Consider the following 18,149-nt stretch of genomic DNA (forward strand, 5'->3'; position numbering starts at 1 on the left):
TAGGAGGCAGTCATGGCACCCCTCTACACCGCAGTCGCCACCTCGGTCGGTCGCGACGGCCGCTCGTACACCGATGACGGCATTCTCGATCTCACCCTGGCCCGCCCCAAGGAAATGGGCGGCGACGGCGCGGGTACCAATCCCGAGCAGCTCTTCGCGGCCGGTTACTCCGCGTGTTTCGCCAGCGCGCTGCAGCTGGTCTCCAAGCGCATGAAGCTCGACGCCGAGGACGCCTCGGTGACCGCCGAGGTCGGCCTGAACGCCCTCGAAGGCGGCGCTTTCGGCCTGTCCGTCGTACTGCGCGTGGAACTGCCCGAACATCTGCGCAACGAGCAGGGACAGGCACTCATCGAGGCCACCCATCAGGTCTGCCCGTACTCCAATGCCACCCGGGGCAATATCCCGGTGGAACTGGTTGTGGAGTAACAACTCTCAGTAGAAGCGGCGGATATCGTAGATCTCGAACTGCGAGAGCGGGCTCAGCCCGACCGGGACACCCCAGTCATAGGCGTTGAGCACATTCCCGCCGCCGGCATAGATGCCCACATGTGAGGCATCGCCGTTCAGAATCACCACGTCACCTGGCTGCACGGCCCCGACCGGGACTTCCAGGCCCACCTCGGCCTGCTGCCAGGTGGTGCGCGGCATATCGATGCCGACGCTGCGGAACGCCCACTGCACCAGACCGGAGCAGTCCCAGGCGTCCGGGCCCACTCCACCCCAGCGATAGGGCTTACCGGTCTGGGTCTGCGCCAGTCCCAGCGCGATCATGGCGCGCGGGCTGGTGATCGGCAATTGTGCCGAGCCACTGGCACTTCCGGAGGCGGAACCGCTACCGCTGCCGGAGGAGGAACCCGAGGCGGCGGATCCGGTATCGGCGTGCGCCGCGCCCGCCCAGAGCGCGCCGGTGAGAGTCAAGGCCGCGGCAGTCGTCAGAAACGATGCGGTTCGGCACAGCAGTCTTCGTGTCATGCACTCGCCCTTCAGCTCAACCACGCCGAAGGCACGACACTCAGCAAGCAATCAACCTGCAAACGGGCCACGCTGCCCGGTGTGACGTGAGATTCAGCGCTTACGACTGGAACTAGCGATACATCTCGAAAACACCATAAAGCTAAACGTTAGCTCTAAAGTTGCTGTTCTATCTCATCAGTCACATGCTTCACAAGGGGTATCCGGCGGGCGAGTCTCGAGAGTCACCTCACTCGCGGGCGGCGAACACCTCCCGAGCGGCGGTGATGGCATTGAGTGCCGCCGGGAAACCCGCGTAGCCGCCGAGCTGGATGATCGCCTCGATGGCTTCCTCGCGCGTGCCGCCGACATTGAGCAGGCCGTGCAGGTGCACGCGCAGCTGTGGACCGGCGGTGCCGAGCGCGGTGCATGCGGCGACGGTCGCCAGCTCGCGCGTCTTCAGATCCAGGCCGGTGCGCGAATACACGTCGCCGAAGGCGAATTCGACGATGTAGCGCGCCAGGTCGGGCGCGGTGTCCGCGAGCGCGGCGAAAATGTGCTCGGCCGCATCGCCATCCACCTCATCGAGCTTGGCCAGACCGCGCTGATAGCGCTCCTCCCCGGTCTCCTGGGGCCGAATATCGGACTCCGACACCGGATTTCCGGCCTCCGGCCGATCCGCGAAGGCGGCCCGCGCCACCGTGATGGCATTGAGCGCCGCCGGGAAACCCGCGTACACCCCGACCTGGATGATCGTCTCGACCACCTCGGCCGGAGTCAGTCCCACCGTGAGCCCGCCGTCGATATGCCAGCGCAACTGCGGTGCGGCGTGCCCGAGCGCGGTGAGCGCCGCGATGGTGATGATCTGCCGCTGCTTCAGCGTCAGCCCGGGCCGCGAATAGATATCCCCGTACCCGAACTCGACCACGAACCTGCCCAGGTCGGGCGCGATATCGGCCAGACTGTTCACCACGGCCCGACCGTTCGGGCCACCGACCTGATCGAGCACCTCCAAACCACGCTGGAAACGATCATCGGCGGTGGGGCTGGAGCTCATGCGGGACTTCCTTCCCTGAGGTGACATACCTGAGTTGACGCCGCGGGGCCGGGCGACGGCCCAACCCATCCTCAACTCCGCAACCTCCATCCCGCGCGGGACATTCCGGCCTGTCCCGAGATGGCGAAGGGGCGCAGCCGCGATGGCTGCGCCCCTTGCGATCTATCCGGCCGTCAGGCCTTGGTGACGGAAACCTTGACGCCGCCGACGATCTCGGCGGCTTCCGCGCCCGCGTCCCCGAAAGTCAGGGTGGTGGCGAGGATTTCACCGGCGATCAGGTCGCGGTGGGTTTCGGCCCAGCCCTTGCGGTCGGCGGGAACCTCGAGGATCACGGTGATCCGGTCCGAGACGTCCAGGCCCTGGGATTTGCGGGTCTCCTGGAGGTCGCGGATGAGGTCGCGGGCCCAGCCCTCGGCCTCGAGTTCCTCGGTGACGACCGAATTCAGCACCACCAGACCGGCATTGCCGGGCAGCGCGGCGGTGGATTCGGGTTCGGCGGCCACCAGGCGCTGGGTGTACTCCTCGGGCAGCAGCGCGATACCGGCGGCGGTGACGGTGCCGTCGGCGGCCTCGCTCCACTCCCCGGCCTTGACCGCCTTGATCACCGTCTGCACCTGCTTGCCCAGGCGCGGTCCGGCGGCACGGGCGTTCACCACCAGTTCGAAACGGCCGTGCGAGGCCACATCGGTGGTGAGATCGACCTTCTTGACGTTCACCTCATCGGCGATGAGATCGGCGAACGGGCGCAGCCGCTCGGCATCCTCGGCCGCCACGGTGAGCTCCGAAAGCGGCAGGCGCACACGCAGATTCTGCGCCTTGCGCTGACCGAGCACCGTGGAGCAGACCACGCGCACCTCATCCATGGCCGCGACCAGTTCCGGATCGCCGGGCAGCTCGGACGCGCTCGGCCAATCGGTCAGGTGCACCGAGCGACCGCCGGTGAGCCCCCGCCAGATCACCTCGGTGATCAACGGCAGCAGCGGCGCGGCCAGCCGGGTGATGACCTCCAGCACGGTGTGCAGGGTGTCGATGGCATCGCGATCCTCTTCCCAGAACCGCGAACGTGACCGGCGCACATACCAATTGGTGAGCGCGTCGGCGAAGGACCGCAATTCCTCTGCCGCGGTGGCGATATCGAGCCCTTCCAGGGCATCGGTCATCACATCGCGGGTCGCGGCCAGCTTGGCCAGGATGTAACGATCCAGCACGTTCTGCGAATCCGTGCGCCACACACCGGGTGTCGAGGCGTACAGGTTCAGGAAGGTCCACGCGTTCCACAGCGGGCGCAGCGCATGGCTGACGCCTTCGCGGATACCGCGCTCGGTGACGATGAGGTTGCCGCCGCGCAGGATGGGCGAGGCCATCAGGAACCAGCGCATGGCATCGGCGCCGTCGCGGTCGAAGACCTCGAAGACATCCGGGTAGTTGCCCTTGGACTTGGACATCTTGAGGCCGTCATCGCCCAGTACGATGCCGTGCGCCACAACCGATTTGAACGCCGGGCGATCGAACAGCGCGGTGGACAGCACATGCAGGTTGTAAAACCAGCCCTTGGTCTGGCCGTTGTACTCGACGATGAAATCGCCCGGGCTGTGCGCGGCCTGATCGCCGGAGCCCTCGAACCACTCCTTGTTCTCGAACGGGTAGTGCACCTGCGCGTACGGCATGGAACCCGATTCGAACCAGCAGTCCAGCACCTCGGGCACGCGGCGCATCATCGACTTGCCGGTCGGGTCATCCGGATTCGGGCGCACCAGATCGTCGATGCCGGGCCGGTGCAGATCGGCCGGACGCACGCCGAAGTCCTGCTCCAGCGCATCGAGCGAACCGTAGACATCCACGCGCGGGTACTGCGGATCGTCGGACACCCACACCGGGATCGGCGCGCCCCAGAAGCGATTACGGCTGATGTTCCAGTCGCGCGCGTTCTCCAGCCACTTGCCGAACTGGCCGTCCCGCAGATGTTCCGGGGTCCAGTTGATCTGCTGGTTCAACTCCAGCGCACGATCACGGAACTTGGTGACCGCCACGAACCAGGACGGCACCGCCATGTAGATCAGCGGCTGACCCGAACGCCAGCTGTGCGGGTACGAGTGCTCGATCGTCTCGTGCCGCAACAGCTTTCCGGCGGCCTTGAGGTCCTTGATGATGACCGGGTTGGCGTCGAACACCATCAGACCCTGATACGGCGGCACCATCGAGGTGAACTTGCCGCCCGCGTCCAGGGGCTGCACGATCTCGATTCCATTGGCGGTGGAGACATCCATATCCTCCTCACCGAAGGCGGGCGCGAGATGCACGATGCCGGTACCGGAGTCGGTGGTCACGTAGTCGGCGTTGAGCACGCGATGCGCGTTCGGGTGACCCACGAAGAAGTCGAACGGCGGCTGGTACCGCAGATCGGCCAGCGCCGCGCCGGAGTGCTCGGACAGCACCTCGGGCTCCTCGCCGAACTCCCGGGTGTAGTGCGAAACACGTTCGGCGGCAAGCAGGTATCGCTTACCGTCCTGCGCGCGCACATGCACGTAGGTGACATCGGGATGCACCGCGATGGCGAGGTTGGACGGCAGGGTCCACGGCGTAGTGGTCCAGATCAGCGCGTTCGCGCCGTCCAGCTGCGCGAGCGGATGCTCGGCCGGAACCGACAGCACCATATCGACGGTGACCGCCGGGTCCTGGCGCATGCGGTACGAATCATCGAGGCGCGCCTCCTGATTCGACAGCGGCGTCTGCTCGTACCAGCTGTACGGCAGCACCCGGAAACCCTGATAGATCAAACCCTTGTCATGGAGCGACTTGAACGCCCACATGACCGATTCCATGAAGTCGAGGTCGAGGGTTTTGTAGTCGTTGTCGAAGTCGACCCAACGTGCCTGTCGCGTCACATAGTTTCGCCACTCGTTCGTGTAGCGAAGAACCGAGGATTTGCACGCGGCATTGAATTCCGCGAGACCCATGGCATCGATCTGTGATTTGTCCGTGATACCGAGCTGCTTCTCCGCTTCGATTTCCGCGGGCAGTCCATGAGTGTCCCAACCGAAGCGCCGCTCGACCTTCTTACCGCGCATCGTCTGAAATCGTGGGATCAAATCCTTGACATATCCGGTCAGCAGATGACCGTAATGCGGCAACCCATTGGCGAAGGGCGGACCGTCGTAGAAGACGAATTCCTCTGCATCGGAACGGTTCTCGATGCTGGCGCGGAAGGTGTCATCGGCGGCCCAGTAGTCCAGCACGCGCTGCTCGAGCTCGGGGAACGATACCTGCCCGGTCACGGAGCTGAGCTCGACGCGAGGGTAGGCGTTGGGGGTCGGGGTCTCGCCGGACATCTCGGCGTCAGCTCCTCGTGCCAGTGGGTCTCGGGGACCCGGTGGGCACGGGGACGATGACGGCGCCGGTGCGCCGATACCGCGGTACCACCCCGCTTGTCCGGCTGCGGACCGGACCTCTCGTTATGAGCTGTGACGGGCTCACCCGTTCGGTTCTACTGGGCGCGCACACCCGAAACGGCTGCTCACGCTGTTCTTCCGAAGACTCCCCGGTGATGGCCGGATCAACGCCGCAATACTGTGTCGATTCTAACCGGGCAGGTCCAGTGGATATTTCCGGCCCGTCTAATGCTTCGCGTGCCGCCCGCCTGGGCGCGACTGCGAATCTTCCTCCGGTTCACGTAGCGACAGCGCACTGACCAGCAGTAACACCGCGCCTAACACGCACACAATGATGCAGCCCCAGGCCCAGATCACCGAACCGGTGGTCAGGGCTGTCACCAGCAGGCCGAAGCCCACCGCTGCCAGAGCCAGCGTCATCACGAGCATGGTCACCACCCCTCTTATGGAAACGGTGGCGGCGCCGCACCTCCCGTTTCACCGAACGGGGAGCGCGGCACCAATGGCCGTGATTACGACTCTACTTGCCGCCCTTGAGGAGTGCGCCGTTGCCCGAAGCGCCCTCGCCGAACTCGCCGCCGTCGACCGGGACCGCGGAACCGCGGTTCTCCAGCTCTTCCAGCTGCGATTCCAGGTAGGACTTCAGGCGCACCCGGTACTCGCGCTCGAAGGTCTTGAGCTGCTCGATCCGGCTCTCCAGCACGCTGCGCTGCTGGGTGATGGTGGCCATGATCTCGGTGTGCTTGCGCTCGGCATCGGCCTGCAGGGCGTCGGCCTTCTCCTTGGCCTGGCGGAGCTGGGAATCGCTGCGGGTCTGCGCGTCCGACAGCATGGCCTCGGCCTTCTGACGGGCATCGGCGATCATCGCCTCGGAACGGGTGCGGGCATCGCCCACCAGTCGCTCGGAGTTCGCTCTGGCATTGGCGAGCAGCTGCTCGGCCTCGGTCTTGGCATCGGAGGTGAGGCGATCGGCCATCTCCTGGGCCAGCGAAAGCACCTTGGCGGCCTGTAGATTCGCGTCCGCGCTGGGGGCCTCGGCCTTGACCGGGACCGGCGCGGCGACGGGCATGGGCGCCGGCGGCGGAATCGGAGCGGCCTTGACGGGCTCCGGCGCGGGCGGCTGCTTCACAGCCTGGACAGGACCGCGATTCTTCTTGGCATCAGCCAGTTCCGCGTCCAATTCGGCAACGCGCTGGCGAAGATCTGCGTTTTCTTCGATGAGGCGTGAGAGCTCCTGCTCGACCAGGTCGAGGAAGGCGTCGACTTCATCCTCGTTGTAGCCGCGCTTCCCGATCGGTGGTTTGCTGAACGCGACGTTGTGCACATCGGCAGGGGTCAGCGGCATGGAACGATCCCTTCACGCTTCGTTGGAGATCTAGCGGTAGATCTGGGTAAGCATTCTTTCCGCTCATTCTGTCACACATGAGCTAACGGCTGCCCCTGCTGGCCCGTGATCGTCATGAGGATGAACACGATGAAAAGCAGGACCATTATCGACAGATCCAGCCTAATTCCCCCAAGATTCACTGGGGGTATCAAACGCCTCAGGAGTTTCACGGGCGGGTCCGTGATGGTGAAGATCGCCTCGAGGATGATCACGACGAACCCGGTGGGCCGCCAGTCCCGCGCGAAGCTGCGAATGAACTCGACGATGACTCGGCTGATGAGCAGCAGCCAGAAGAGGAACAGCAGGAGGTTCAACACCTGGAACAAGGCCACAGTGTTCACTCTGCCTCAGAAACAGTGCCGCGCAAAATAGGATCACCGATCGCGCCGGTCACAGTGTGGTTTTCGGCGTAGTTCCGCCGGATCTTCCCCCGCGCGCGGCCGCACGCTCACACCCGTCACCGACCGGCCGCGGATAGGCCGTGAATGGACTGGGCGGGCTCTGGCGACCGCTTCGCAACCCCCGTTAACGACTGTCACACCGGCGCTGATCATCACAAAGCCGGTGCGACAGCTTACTTCTGGTTGTAGTAACCGTTCTCGGCCAGCTTGCGGCGCTCCTCGGCGGAGACATCCACATCGGCGGGCGAGAGCAGAAACACCTTCGTGGCGACCTTGTCGAATGAACCACGCAGCGCGAACGCCAGACCGGCGGCGAAATCCACCAGGCGGCGGGCATCGCTGTTGCTCATCTCGACCAGATCCATGATCACCGGGGTGCCGTCCCGGAAACGCTCGCCGATGATGGCGGCTTCGGCATAGGTGCGCGGGCGTAGCGTCGTGATCTTGGACAAGGGGCCTCCGTCCTCGAAGATCGCGGAACGGCGCGGCGGCTGCTGTTCCAGCCGGCGCTCCTCCATCCGCAACTCTTCCATGCGCCGCTCGGCCTCCGGGTCCACCGCGAGCGCGCCGCGCGTGGTGCCGCGCACCATCGAGGCGCCGCCGGAACCCATGGAACGAGTACGGCTGGACGGGGCGGTGTCGATACGGGTGGGGCGACGCGGCGCGTCGTAGCGATCACGTTCGCGCTCACGGTCATCCGCGTATTCGTCCGCGTACTCGTCGCGGCGCGAAGTGCCGTACGCGGGCTTGTAGGGCGCCTTGTACGGCGGCGGCTCGGCGTAACCGGGCTCGTCGTCGTAGCGCTCGTGCTCATACCGGTCGTAGTCACGCTCGGTGTAGGCCCGGGACCGGCGCGGGGCACGTTCGTCGACGGCCGGACGGGGGCCGCGGTCCTCGACATAGTCGTCTTCGTAGTCCTCGAGCGGAACCATGCCGAAGTACGCCTTGAACTTGTGCAGCGTGCTCATCTGGTCGACCTTCCTTCGGCCCCGGTTGGCCTGGGGTGTTGTCCTGCTCAGTCCTCGTCTGCCACCAAGCATATGTTTCATATGTGACTGATGAGGTTTCTTTGCTACGCCGAGGTTATCGGTCGAGCGCCCATCAAAGCGGTACCGACACGCACGCAGGTGGATCCGTGGCGTATCGCGGCCTCCAAATCACTTGACATGCCCGCGGACAGCTCTCTGGCCTGGGGATGTTCCGCCAAAAGTGAGTCGTGCATATGGGCGAGTCGCTCGAATGCGGCGTCTGGGTCGGCGTCCAGCGGCGGGATCGCCATCAGGCCCGCGAGCTGCAACGATGCCGATTGGGCGACCTGATTCGCGAGGGTGAGCATGGCATTGTCCGAGACACCTCCGCGCGCCGGATCGGCATCGAGACTCACTTGCAGCAGGACGCGCAAGGGGGTCGTCCGCTCCCCCGCTTCCAGGGCCGTGTGGACCCCCGAATCCAGGGCGCTCGCCAACCGGTCACTGTCCACCGAGTAGACGGTATCCGCCCAGCGTGCAACATGTTTCGCCTTGTTGCGCTGCAATCTGCCGATGAATTCCCAGCGTATTTGCGACAGGTGGCGCAGTTGCGCCACTTTGTCCGATGCCTCCTGCTCGCGTGATTCACCGAACTCACGCAGGCCGAGGCCATAGAGGATCTCGATATCCGAGGCCGGGTGGAACTTGGTCACCGGCAGTAGTCGCACACTGTCCGGTGCACGGCCCGCGGCCCGGCACGCTGCGGCGATGCGCTCGGTCAGGCCCTCGAGCGCCGCCGACAATTGCGCGACACGACCGGGCGCGGAAGTGAGCTTCGACTCCTGCGCCACTGCGGAACCGGTTGCGGCGGCGGGATTCTCGGTCATTCTGCAATTCCCTCCGATGCCATCCAAATCACACCGGCGAGTCTGCCGGTCGGCGCGCCGCGGCGGTGACTGAAGAGCGCTTTGTCCTCGATCGTGCAGCGCGGGTCCACGGCCACGGCGCTCACGCCGGCGGTTTCCAGCTGCCGCCGGATGCCCGCGCGCAGATCCAGACCCGGGGTACCCCGCACGGTGGTGGTCGCACTGCCCGGCAGATGTTTCTCGACATCGGCGCGCATGGCGGCGGGCACCTCGTACTGGCGGCCGCTGGCCGCCGGTCCCAGGAACGCGCCGATCCGCTCCACCCGCGCGCCGAGCTCGACCATGGCCTCGATCGCCTTGGGCACGATCCCGATCCGCGCGCCGATCCGGCCCGCGTGCACGGCCGCGATCACACCGGCCTCGTCATCGGAGAGCAGCACCGGCACACAGTCCGCGCTCAGCGTGACCAGCGCCAGATCGCGCTGAGTGGTCACCAGCGCATCGGTGGCGGGAACCGCCTCGGCCCGCGGGCCGTCGACCACCGTCACATTGCGGCTGTGGATCTGTTCCATCCACACCAGCCGCTCCGGCGGGAGCCCGATGCTCTCGGCGAGCCGAACCCGATTGCGGCGCACGGCTTCCGGATCATCCCCGACGTGGTCGCCCAGATTGAACGAGTCATAGGGGGCCTGGGAGAAGCCGCCCGCCCGAGCCGTGACAACTCGTCTTGTCCGATACGTCGTGCCCGCAGAAGTCATACCTCCGAGAGTAGTGGCCAATTCCCCGCAACCCATCCGGAGACGGCGTGGTCATCACCACCCGCGCGGCCCCGCGGCTCATCCGAGCGGGCGAGACCGGTACTCGGCACCGAGCGGGCCCACCCGGGCAAACGAACGCGCCCGCCTCCGGATGGGGGCGGGCGCGGTTATCGCCTTGCGGCGCTCGGGTCAGCGGCGCATGAAGGAGGGGACGTCGACGTCATCGTCGTCGGCATCCGGGGGCTGGATATGGCTGCGGGAATTGTTCGCCACGGTGGGTTCCATTGCCGGGCGCGGGGATTCGTAGGAGGGGGCCGGGCCGCGACCCGAGGACGGCGGCGGGTTCTGCGCCACCGGGGCCGGGGCGGGTTCCTGCCGGACCGGAGCCGGTTCGGGAGTGCGGGCGGTGGTGTAGTCCGGGGTGCGGGCCACCTCACCGGCGCGGGCGGTATTGAAGCTGGAGGTGGTGGTGGCGCCCGTGCGGCCTACGGCGGGCTCGATGCGTCGGGCGGGGCCGCTTCCGTCAAAACCCGCCGCGATCACCGTCACTCGGACCTCATCGCCGAGGGAATCGTCGATGACGGTACCGAAGATGATGTTCGCTTCGATATGGGCTGCTTCCTGCACCAGCGAGGCTGCCTCGTTGATCTCGAAGAGGCCGAGATCCGAACCGCCCGCGATCGAGAGCAGTACCCCGTGCGCGCCGTCCATGGACGCTTCCAGCAGTGGTGAATTGATGGCGGACTCGGCGGCTTTCACCGAGCGGCCCTCACCGCGGGCCGAGCCGATGCCCATCAGGGCGCTGCCCGCGCCGGACATGACGGACTTGACGTCCGCGAAGTCGACGTTGATCAGACCCGGGGTGGTGATCAGATCGGTAATGCCCTGAACACCGTTGAGCAGCACCTCATCCGCGGAGCGGAACGCGTCCATCAGGCTCACGGCCGCGTCGCCGAGCTGCAGCAGGCGGTCGTTCGGGATGACGATGAGGGTGTCGCAGGATTCGCGCAACGCCTGGATGCCCGCCTCGGCCTGATTGCTGCGGCGCTTGCCCTCGAACGAGAAGGGCCGCGTCACAACGCCGATGGTGAGCGCGCCGAGCTTGCGCGCGATGCTGGCCACGACCGGGGCGCCACCGGTGCCGGTGCCACCGCCCTCGCCCGCGGTCACGAAGACCATATCGGCGCCCTTGAGCACCTCTTCGATCTCGTCCTTGTGGTCCTCGGCGGCCTTGCGGCCGACTTCCGGATCGGCGCCGGCGCCGAGGCCACGAGTCAATTCACGACCGACATCGAGCTTGACGTCCGCATCACTCATCAGCAGCGCCTGCGCGTCGGTGTTGACCGCGATGAACTCGACTCCCTTGAGTCCCTGTTCGATCATCCGGTTGACGGCATTCACGCCGCCGCCGCCGATGCCGACGACCTTGATCACAGCAAGGTAGTTGTGCGGGGGCGTCATGGGCTCTCGCCTTCCTTAGATCCAAAAAGCTTGTCGTCTAACGGATGCTCGCCGTATGCCAGTTCCGGATGGTCTCGGTTCGATGAACCCTCAACCATAGGTTTAGCCTTATGTCAAGTATCCGACTGGTGCGGAACGGTATTCGCAGCCACCGCGTTACGGGCGCAGGCGCGCCGAGACGAGAATCAGAATCTTGTGTGATCCACCTCGTCCGGTCCACCTGGCATCGTATCGTGGACGGTTGCCCTCCGGTGCCGGGACGGCGCTGGAGCGTTCCTGCAGGCCACCGAAACTTTCGGTGGCCCAATGGGTATCGCTCACTTTACCGTGACGAGATTCGGACTCGAAACGTCGAACACCTTGCCGGGCTGGGTGAGTAGAGGTCCCACCACCGCCGCCTTCTTCTGTGAATCACCGGTCCCACCCCACAGCACGGTACGCCCATCTCGCAACTCGAGAGCAATATCCGAAACCGATCTGGCCACAACCTCTCCCACGCCCAGGCTCGGCGGCACCAGCGCCATCACCGCGACGGCCGCGCGGGTGGCCGGATCATTGCCGCCGGGATGGTCGGTGACGAGTTTGGGCGCGGTGCCCGGGGGCTGTTCGATCGCGAATTCCACGCTGTCGCAATCGAGCAGATGCGGGCCGTCCGGGGCGTCGTAGTAGAGCACGGGGGTGCGCTCGACCACGGTCACCTGCACGGTGGACGGGAATTCGCGCTGCACCCGCACACTGCGGACCTTGGGTAACTGCGCCACCCGTTCGGCCATGGCGGTGGTATCGAGACGGATCATGGACAACCCGTCCGGCACCTGGAGTGCGTCCAGCACTTGCTCTTCCGGCACCACGGACAGTCCGTCGACGCGCACGGTGCGCACCGACAGCACCGGCGTGAACCAGGCCGCGATCCCGAGCGCCAGGATCAGCACCAGGCCGATCGCCGCGCCGATTCGCACCCGCGGTGAGCGCCACGAGTTCAGCAGCGTCGAATCCTCCCGGGACCGGCCGCGGCGCAGCCGGGCGCGCCGGGCCGCGCGCACCGCCGAATCTTCTTCGGCGGCAGGCTCGTCCGCCCGGTCGTCCGCGTCGTGCGCCGCGTCCACCGCACCCCGCTTGCGGCCGGAGCCGTCAGCCGAGTCCTTCGCTCCCCCACCCGGGCTCATCTCCGCTCACCGCCCGTGCGAGGGTCGCGCGCGCAGACCGTCCAGAATCTGGCTGCCCAGCATGGTGACATCGCCCGCGCCCATGGTGATCACCACATCGCCGGGACGCGCGAGCGCGGCCACCTGACGGCCCACCCGGGACATATCCGGCTGATAGTGCACGGGTTTGGTGACCGAATTGGCCACCAGCGCACCGTTCACCCCGGGCAGCGGTTCCTCACGCGCGCCGTACACGTCCAGCACCACGACCTCGTCGGCGAGCGAGAGGGCGGTGCCGAACTCGGTCGCGAAAGTGGCGGTGCGACTGTACAAATGCGGCTGGAAGACCACGATCACCCGGCCCGGGCGCGAGCGCGCGCCATCGCGGGCCTCCTGGGCCACCAGTTCGGCGGCGGCGCTGAGCACCGCGCGCACCTCGGTCGGATGGTGTGCGTAATCGTCGAAGACGCGCACGCCGTTCTCCCGGCCGGTGAGCTGGAAGCGGCGGTGCACACCGCCGAAACCCTCCAGGCCCTGGATGATTTCGCCCATATCGGCTCCGGCGGCGCGGGCGGCCAGCAGTGCGCCGAGCGCGTTCAGGGCCATATGGCGGCCGGGCACCGAGAGTCGCAGGGTGCGCGGCGCGGGCTCCTCCGACAGCTGGAAGATCGCGACACCGCCGACATCGCGGGGTTCCCAGGACAGCAGGTGCGCGCCGATCGGCACACCCGCGAAATCGCCGGAACCGTAACCGATTACCTCGATACCGCGCGGATCGTCGGCGAGCCGGGCCACCGAGCGTTCGGCCAGGCCGAGCGAGCCGGGATCGTCCAGGCACACCACCAGGCGGCCGCCCGGTTGCAGGCGATCGACGAAATCGTCGAAGACCTTGGTGTACGCCTCATCGGTGCCGAAGAAGTCCAGGTGATCGGATTCGATATTGGTCACCACGGCCACATCCGGCGCGTACTGCAGCAGTGAGGCATCGCTCTCATCGGCCTCGGCCACGAAGATGCCGCCGGTGCCGTGATGGGCGTTGGTGCCCGATTCGTTCAGCTCGCCGCCGACCGCGAAGGACGGATCCGCACCGCAGTGCTGCAGCGCCACCACCAGCATGGAGGTGGTGGAGGTCTTACCGTGTGTGCCCGAGACCAGCAGTGTCTTATGGCCCTGCATGAGCTCGGCCAGTACGGCGGGACGCAGCAGGACCGGCAGGCCGCGCCGATGTGCCTCCACCAGTTCGGGATTGGTCTTGGGGATGGCGGCGAAGGTGGTCACCACGGCGGTCGGGCCGCCGGGCAGCAGGTCCAGGGCGCTCGCGTCATGGTCGATGCGCACCTGTGCGCCGCGGGCCCGCAGTGCCAGCACGCCGCGGCTCTCCTTGGCGTCCGAGCCGGACACCATGCCGCCGCGGGACAGCAGAATTCGGGCGATACCCGACATTCCGGCCCCGCCGATGCCGATCATATGCACCCGGCGCAGCAGCTCCGGTAGGTCTGTCTGCTGCTCGACGGGCGTATTCACGGCCTGTTGGGTATCGGCTGCTTCAGTCACGACCTGCCACCTCCAGCACAATTCGCGCTACCTCGTCCGCGGCGTCGCGATGTCCGGCGTCCGCCGCCGCGCGACCCATGGCTGTCAGCCGATCCATATCCCTGAGCAGCGGTATCACCTCGTCGATCACGTATTTCGGAGTCAGCTCCGCGTCCGCCACGATTCTGCCACCGCCGACGGCGACAACGGGCCGCGCGTTGAGCTCCTGCTCGCCATTGCCATGCGGTAGCGGAACATAGAACGCGGGCAGCCCCACCGCCGACACCTCGGCGACGGTCATCGCACCCGAGCGGCACACCACCGCGTCGGCGGCGGCATAGGCCAGCGCCATCTGCGACAGATACGGCACCGCAATGTATTTCGCGGGCTCGTGCAGCCCGTCCAGGACGAGGCTGTTCTTCGGCCCGTGCGCGTGCAGCACCGAGATCCCGGCCGCGGTCAACTGCGGCGCGGCGGCCGATACGGCCTCATTGAGACTGCGCGCCCCCTGCGACCCGCCGAACACCAGCAGCACCGGCCCCTCGGCGGGCAGGCCGAAGTGCTCGCGCGCCCGCGCCCGCAGCGCGGGACGGTTCAGTGTGGTGATCGCCGACCGCACCGGGATACCGACAACCTCGGCATCGCCCCGACCGCGCGCGTGCACGCCCGAATTCGCCGCCGCGGCCAGCACTCTGGCGGCCACGCGCGCGCCGATCTTATTGGAGATACCGGCCATGGCGTTGGCCTCGTGCACGATCACGGGTACCTGACGCCGCCCGCGTGCTCGACTGCCCGATGCGCGACCGCGCCCCGGCAGGTACGCCAACGGCGAAAGTCCGCGTCCGGCAGCCAGATAGGCGGGCAGGGCGACATAGCCGCCGAAGCCCACGATGACGTCGGCGTCGACCGCGTCGATGATGTCGCGGGTGCGGCGCATCGAGGCCAGCACTCGGCCCGGCAGGCGGAGCAGGTCCGCGGTGGGCTTGCGGGGTAGGGGCACCGGGGGAATCAGCTCGAGGGTGTATCCGCGTTCGGGCACCAGCTTGGTTTCCAGGCCGCGCTGGGTGCCCAGTGCGGTGATCCGGATGGCCGGGTCGTGACGGCGCAGCGCGTCGGCGACCGCCAGGGCGGGTTCGATATGTCCCGCGGTGCCACCGCCCGCCACGATCACCGAGAGCGGCCGCTCCACTGTCACCTCGAATGTCCCCTGTCCCTATCGTGTTTCGTCGGATAGCTGGGTTCCCAGGCCCGGGTGCTGCGCCACGATTCGGTGGAGCGGCTGGTGCGCCGGGCGGTATCGGAATCTACGGACCGGCGGCGCGGCGGTTCGGAGCGGCCCCGGCCCGACGGCGGTAGCGCGCGGCGCTGCGGTGCGGGTTTCACACCGGATTTCGGCTTGGGCTTGGCTTTGGCGGTGCTGCGCGCGCGGGCGGCCTGTGCCCGTGCGGGCGAATACATTTCGGGCACCGGCAGGCGCAGCAGGCGGCTGAAGCGGCCGTCCTGTCCGGCGTGCAGCGCCGCCACCGCCTCGGGTTCGTGCCGGGCGGCATTGGCGATGATGCCGAACATGAGCAGGGTGATGGCGAGCGAGGAACCGCCCGCCGACACCAGCGGCAGCTGGAGTCCGGTCACCGGCAGCAGTCCGACCACGTAGCCGACGTTGATGAGCGCCTGCCCGGTGATCCAGGTGGTCGCCGCGGCGGTCAGCAGCCGGATGAACGGATCCACCGATCGGGTGGCGATGCGCAGGCCGGTGTACACGAACAGCGCGAAAAGCCCCAGCACCAAAGCACATCCGAGGAAGCCGAGCTCCTCGCCGATGATCGCGAAGATGAAGTCGTTGTGCGCGTTGGGCAGATAGCTCCACTTGGCCCGGGACTGTCCGAGCCCGCGACCCCAGATTCCGCCGTCCGCAAGCGAATACAGCGCCTGGCGGGCCTGATAGCCGATGCCCTGCGGATCATCGCCGGGGCTGAAGAACGCGCGCATGCGGTCCGAGCGATATCCGGCCGACAGCGCCAGAATGCCCGCCGCGACCGCACCCGATACCGCGATGGTGACGAACATGCGCAGCGGCAGCCCGCCGAACCACAGCAGCGCGGACAGCACGATGCCCAGCGCGATGGTGGTGGACAGGTTCGGTTCGAGCACGACCAGGAAGCACACCAGCAGCCCGGCGGGCACCAGCGGCATCAGAATGTCCTTGTACCCGGCCCTTTCGGTCTGCCGCGAGGCCAGCAGATGCGCGCCCCACACCACCAGGGTCACCTTGGCGATCTCGGACGGCTGCACCGAGACGAAGCCGAGGTCGAACCAGCGCCGCGAACCCTGCACCTCCAGGCCGATGCCCGGAATCAGCACCAGCACCAGCAGCACCACCGAGAGCGCGAACACCGGGAACGACAGCTGCCGCATCACGCGCATGGGAATCCGCAGCGCGATATAGAACAGCACCGCGCCGAACAGCGCCATCATGGCCTGCTGGATGAACAGCGAATACGCCGATTTGCCAACGGCATACGATTCCACGCTGGACGCGGACAGCACCATCACCAGGCCGAGCACGGTGAGCAGCACCGCGATGGCGACCACGAGATGGAACGAGGCCAGCGGCCGTGCCAGCCAGGCCGCGAACCAGGTGTTGCGGAACCGCGCGGTCGCCGCCGAATCCTTGGCCGTGCGACCGGAATCGGTGGCCGCACGCGCCGGGGTCTGCGCCGTTCGGGACGGCATCCTGTCTCCGGCGCGGCGCGGCCCCGTCATTCCGATCTCCCGATGTCCTTCTCGTCCAGGGCCTGCACCGCGGTGGCGAAACTCCGCCCCCGGTGGGTGTAGTCGGCGAACATGTCCAGGGATGCCGCGGCCGGAGCCAGCAGCACGGTGTCGCCTCGGGTGGCATAGCCCGCGGCCACGCGGACCGCGCGGGCCATCACCGCTTCGGGTTCGATTTCGGTGAAGGGGTCACCCATCCCTGCATCGTCCCCCGAATTCAGCTCCACCACGGGGACATCCGGCGCGTGTCGCGCCAGTGCGGCGGCGATCACCGGGGCGTCGACGCCGAAGAGCACGGCCGCCACGAGGTGTTCGCGGACCTCTTCGACCAGATCCTCCACGCTCGCGCCCTTGAGCTGACCACCGGCCACCCAGATCACCGACTGGTGCGCCAGGATCGAGGAACGCGCGGCATGCGGATTTGTGGCCTTGGAATCGTCCACGAAATCGACACCGCACAACTCCCGCACGTGTGCGGCGCGATGCGGGCCGACCTTGTGCTCCTGCAATCCCTCTTTCACGAATTGCGGTGCCACATCGATGGATCGGGTGAGCGCGGCGGCGGCGAGCGCATCGGCGACACCGGCCGGACCCTGCGGGCTGATATCGCTCGTCTCGGCCAGAATCGCGGCCTTGGTGAAGGCGCGATCGAGCAGTTTGCCGTCCACCACACCGAGTTCACCGTCGGCGGGCACGCCGATGCGGAAGCCGACGGTGCGGCGCGCCTTGGACTTTCGCGCCAGCGCGGCCGCGACCTGATCGTCCAGGCCGACCACGCCGACGCGGCCGGTGAGCGCACGCGCCTTGGCGGCGGCGTAGGCGTCGAGCCCGCCGTGCCAGTCCAGGTGATCCTCGGCGACGTTCAGCACCACACCGGCTTCGGGTCGCACCGAAGGGGCCCAATGCAATTGGAACGAGGACAGTTCCACCGCCAGCACCTGCGGTCCCGGATTGCGGCGCAGCGCGTCGAGAATCGGCAGTCCGATATTGCCGCAGGCCACGCTGGGAATCCCGGCGGCCCGCAGAATCGAATGCGTCATCTGCGTGGTGGTGGTCTTGCCGTTGGTGCCGGTGATGACCAGCCATTTGCGCACCGGACCGTAGATGCGCGCCTGATCGACCCACCAGGCGAATTCGACATCGCCCCACACCGGAATGCCCTCGGTGACAGCCGAGACCAGTATCGGGGAATCGGGCCGCCAGCCCGGGCTGGTGATGACCAGCGCGAACCGTTGCAGCGCATCGGGTTCCAGCAGATCCGCGGTGGTCGCGGTCTGCAAGCCCAGTTCGGCGGCCTCGGCCAGGGCCTTACCGCCGCCGTCGGTCACCACCGGGCGGGCGCCGATGTCCTGCAGCGGCTCCACCAGGGAGCGCCCGGACACCCCCCAACCGGCGACGAGCACGTCACGACCGCGCAGGAATTCGAGCATGGGGCCTGGCGAACGCAGGACCCTCGGAGAA

Annotated in this window: 16 protein-coding genes; 1 reads left to right on the plus strand and 15 read right to left on the minus strand. The window is 67.1% G+C overall.

Annotated features, from left to right (window positions below; all coding sequences use genetic code 11):
- The first annotated feature begins 12 nt into the window (after window positions 1-12).
- Complete coding sequence (locus ACFC4D_RS19875) at window positions 13-426, plus strand: organic hydroperoxide resistance protein (RefSeq protein WP_376065220.1); 414 nt, start codon at window positions 13-15, stop codon at window positions 424-426.
- 6 nt (window positions 427-432) lie between these two features.
- On the opposite strand, the gene ACFC4D_RS19880 is transcribed toward ACFC4D_RS19875, so the two are convergent.
- From ACFC4D_RS19880 to murD, 15 genes are all read right to left on the minus strand, one after another.
- The gene (locus ACFC4D_RS19880; protein WP_364643647.1) at window positions 433-972 is read right to left on the minus strand and encodes an NlpC/P60 family protein; all 540 of its coding nucleotides are present in this window, start codon (window positions 970-972) and stop codon (window positions 433-435) included.
- Between the two features lie 229 nt (window positions 973-1,201).
- Window positions 1,202-2,008 (minus strand): carboxymuconolactone decarboxylase family protein, encoded by an 807-nt coding sequence (locus tag ACFC4D_RS19885; protein ID WP_376065223.1) that lies wholly within the window; start codon window positions 2,006-2,008, stop codon window positions 1,202-1,204.
- Between the two features lie 173 nt (window positions 2,009-2,181).
- Entirely contained in the window at window positions 2,182-5,337 is a 3,156-nt protein-coding gene (ileS, locus tag ACFC4D_RS19890) for an isoleucine--tRNA ligase (protein ID WP_376065225.1), read from the minus strand.
- A 285-nt stretch (window positions 5,338-5,622) separates the two neighbouring features.
- Window positions 5,623-5,826, minus strand: a complete 204-nt coding sequence (locus ACFC4D_RS19895; RefSeq protein WP_375968244.1) for a hypothetical protein — start codon at window positions 5,824-5,826, stop codon at window positions 5,623-5,625.
- 91 nt (window positions 5,827-5,917) lie between these two features.
- Entirely contained in the window at window positions 5,918-6,742 is an 825-nt protein-coding gene (locus ACFC4D_RS19900; protein ID WP_375968079.1) for a DivIVA domain-containing protein, read from the minus strand.
- Between the two features lie 71 nt (window positions 6,743-6,813).
- Window positions 6,814-7,116 (minus strand): YggT family protein, encoded by a 303-nt coding sequence (locus ACFC4D_RS19905; RefSeq protein ID WP_364643659.1) that lies wholly within the window; start codon window positions 7,114-7,116, stop codon window positions 6,814-6,816.
- Between the two features lie 242 nt (window positions 7,117-7,358).
- Window positions 7,359-8,153 (minus strand): cell division protein SepF, encoded by a 795-nt coding sequence (locus ACFC4D_RS19910; protein WP_364643663.1) that lies wholly within the window; start codon window positions 8,151-8,153, stop codon window positions 7,359-7,361.
- Between the two features lie 104 nt (window positions 8,154-8,257).
- Window positions 8,258-9,040, minus strand: coding sequence for a YggS family pyridoxal phosphate-dependent enzyme (locus ACFC4D_RS19915; protein ID WP_376065226.1), 783 nt, complete (start codon window positions 9,038-9,040; stop codon window positions 8,258-8,260).
- Window positions 9,037-9,777 carry a peptidoglycan editing factor PgeF gene (gene pgeF / locus ACFC4D_RS19920; RefSeq protein WP_364643669.1) on the minus strand — a complete coding sequence of 247 codons (741 nt, stop codon included), beginning with the start codon at window positions 9,775-9,777 and terminating at the stop codon, window positions 9,037-9,039. Before pgeF ends, ACFC4D_RS19915 begins: the two co-directional genes overlap by 4 nt.
- A 189-nt stretch (window positions 9,778-9,966) precedes the next feature.
- Complete coding sequence (gene ftsZ, locus ACFC4D_RS19925; protein WP_375968082.1) at window positions 9,967-11,238, minus strand: cell division protein FtsZ; 1,272 nt, start codon at window positions 11,236-11,238, stop codon at window positions 9,967-9,969.
- Between the two features lie 317 nt (window positions 11,239-11,555).
- Window positions 11,556-12,404: a cell division protein FtsQ/DivIB gene (locus ACFC4D_RS19930; protein ID WP_376065229.1), complete on the minus strand. Its 849-nt coding sequence runs from the start codon at window positions 12,402-12,404 to the stop codon at window positions 11,556-11,558.
- Window positions 12,405-12,410: 6 nt separating this feature from the next.
- A complete protein-coding gene (gene murC / locus ACFC4D_RS19935) occupies window positions 12,411-13,850 on the minus strand; it encodes a UDP-N-acetylmuramate--L-alanine ligase (RefSeq protein ID WP_376065556.1) in 1,440 nt (479 codons plus the stop codon).
- Window positions 13,851-13,929: 79 nt separating this feature from the next.
- Window positions 13,930-15,111, minus strand: a complete 1,182-nt coding sequence (gene murG, locus ACFC4D_RS19940) for an undecaprenyldiphospho-muramoylpentapeptide beta-N-acetylglucosaminyltransferase (RefSeq protein ID WP_376065231.1) — start codon at window positions 15,109-15,111, stop codon at window positions 13,930-13,932.
- A complete protein-coding gene (gene ftsW / locus ACFC4D_RS19945; protein WP_375968085.1) occupies window positions 15,108-16,649 on the minus strand; it encodes a putative lipid II flippase FtsW in 1,542 nt (513 codons plus the stop codon). Before ftsW ends, murG begins: the two co-directional genes overlap by 4 nt.
- 26 nt (window positions 16,650-16,675) lie before the next feature.
- Window positions 16,676-18,118 carry a UDP-N-acetylmuramoyl-L-alanine--D-glutamate ligase gene (gene murD, locus ACFC4D_RS19950; protein ID WP_364643684.1) on the minus strand — a complete coding sequence of 481 codons (1,443 nt, stop codon included), beginning with the start codon at window positions 18,116-18,118 and terminating at the stop codon, window positions 16,676-16,678.
- Between the last annotated feature and the right edge of the window lie 31 nt (window positions 18,119-18,149).

Source organism: Nocardia sp. NPDC056000, from assembly GCF_042269265.1.
In the GTDB taxonomy this organism is placed as follows: Bacteria; Actinomycetota; Actinomycetes; order Mycobacteriales; family Mycobacteriaceae; genus Nocardia.

Excerpts from the sequence above, each read along its gene's own strand:
- ACFC4D_RS19875 (WP_376065220.1), top strand. The coding sequence starts at position 13 with ATGGCACCCCTCTACACCGCAGTCGCCACCTCGGTCGGTCGCGACGGC.
- ACFC4D_RS19880 (WP_364643647.1), bottom strand. The coding sequence starts at position 972 with ATGACACGAAGACTGCTGTGCCGAACCGCATCGTTTCTGACGACTGCC.
- ACFC4D_RS19885 (WP_376065223.1), bottom strand. The coding sequence starts at position 2,008 with ATGAGCTCCAGCCCCACCGCCGATGATCGTTTCCAGCGTGGTTTGGAG.
- ileS (WP_376065225.1), bottom strand. The coding sequence starts at position 5,337 with ATGTCCGGCGAGACCCCGACCCCCAACGCCTACCCTCGCGTCGAGCTC.
- ACFC4D_RS19895 (WP_375968244.1), bottom strand. The coding sequence starts at position 5,826 with ATGCTCGTGATGACGCTGGCTCTGGCAGCGGTGGGCTTCGGCCTGCTG.
- ACFC4D_RS19900 (WP_375968079.1), bottom strand. The coding sequence starts at position 6,742 with ATGCCGCTGACCCCTGCCGATGTGCACAACGTCGCGTTCAGCAAACCA.
- ACFC4D_RS19910 (WP_364643663.1), bottom strand. The coding sequence starts at position 8,153 with ATGAGCACGCTGCACAAGTTCAAGGCGTACTTCGGCATGGTTCCGCTC.
- ACFC4D_RS19915 (WP_376065226.1), bottom strand. The coding sequence starts at position 9,040 with ATGACCGAGAATCCCGCCGCCGCAACCGGTTCCGCAGTGGCGCAGGAG.
- pgeF (WP_364643669.1), bottom strand. The coding sequence starts at position 9,777 with ATGACTTCTGCGGGCACGACGTATCGGACAAGACGAGTTGTCACGGCT.
- ftsZ (WP_375968082.1), bottom strand. The coding sequence starts at position 11,238 with ATGACGCCCCCGCACAACTACCTTGCTGTGATCAAGGTCGTCGGCATC.
- ACFC4D_RS19930 (WP_376065229.1), bottom strand. The coding sequence starts at position 12,404 with ATGAGCCCGGGTGGGGGAGCGAAGGACTCGGCTGACGGCTCCGGCCGC.
- murC (WP_376065556.1), bottom strand. The coding sequence starts at position 13,850 with ATGATCGGCATCGGCGGGGCCGGAATGTCGGGTATCGCCCGAATTCTG.
- ftsW (WP_375968085.1), bottom strand. The coding sequence starts at position 16,649 with ATGCCGTCCCGAACGGCGCAGACCCCGGCGCGTGCGGCCACCGATTCC.
- murD (WP_364643684.1), bottom strand. The coding sequence starts at position 18,118 with ATGCTCGAATTCCTGCGCGGTCGTGACGTGCTCGTCGCCGGTTGGGGG.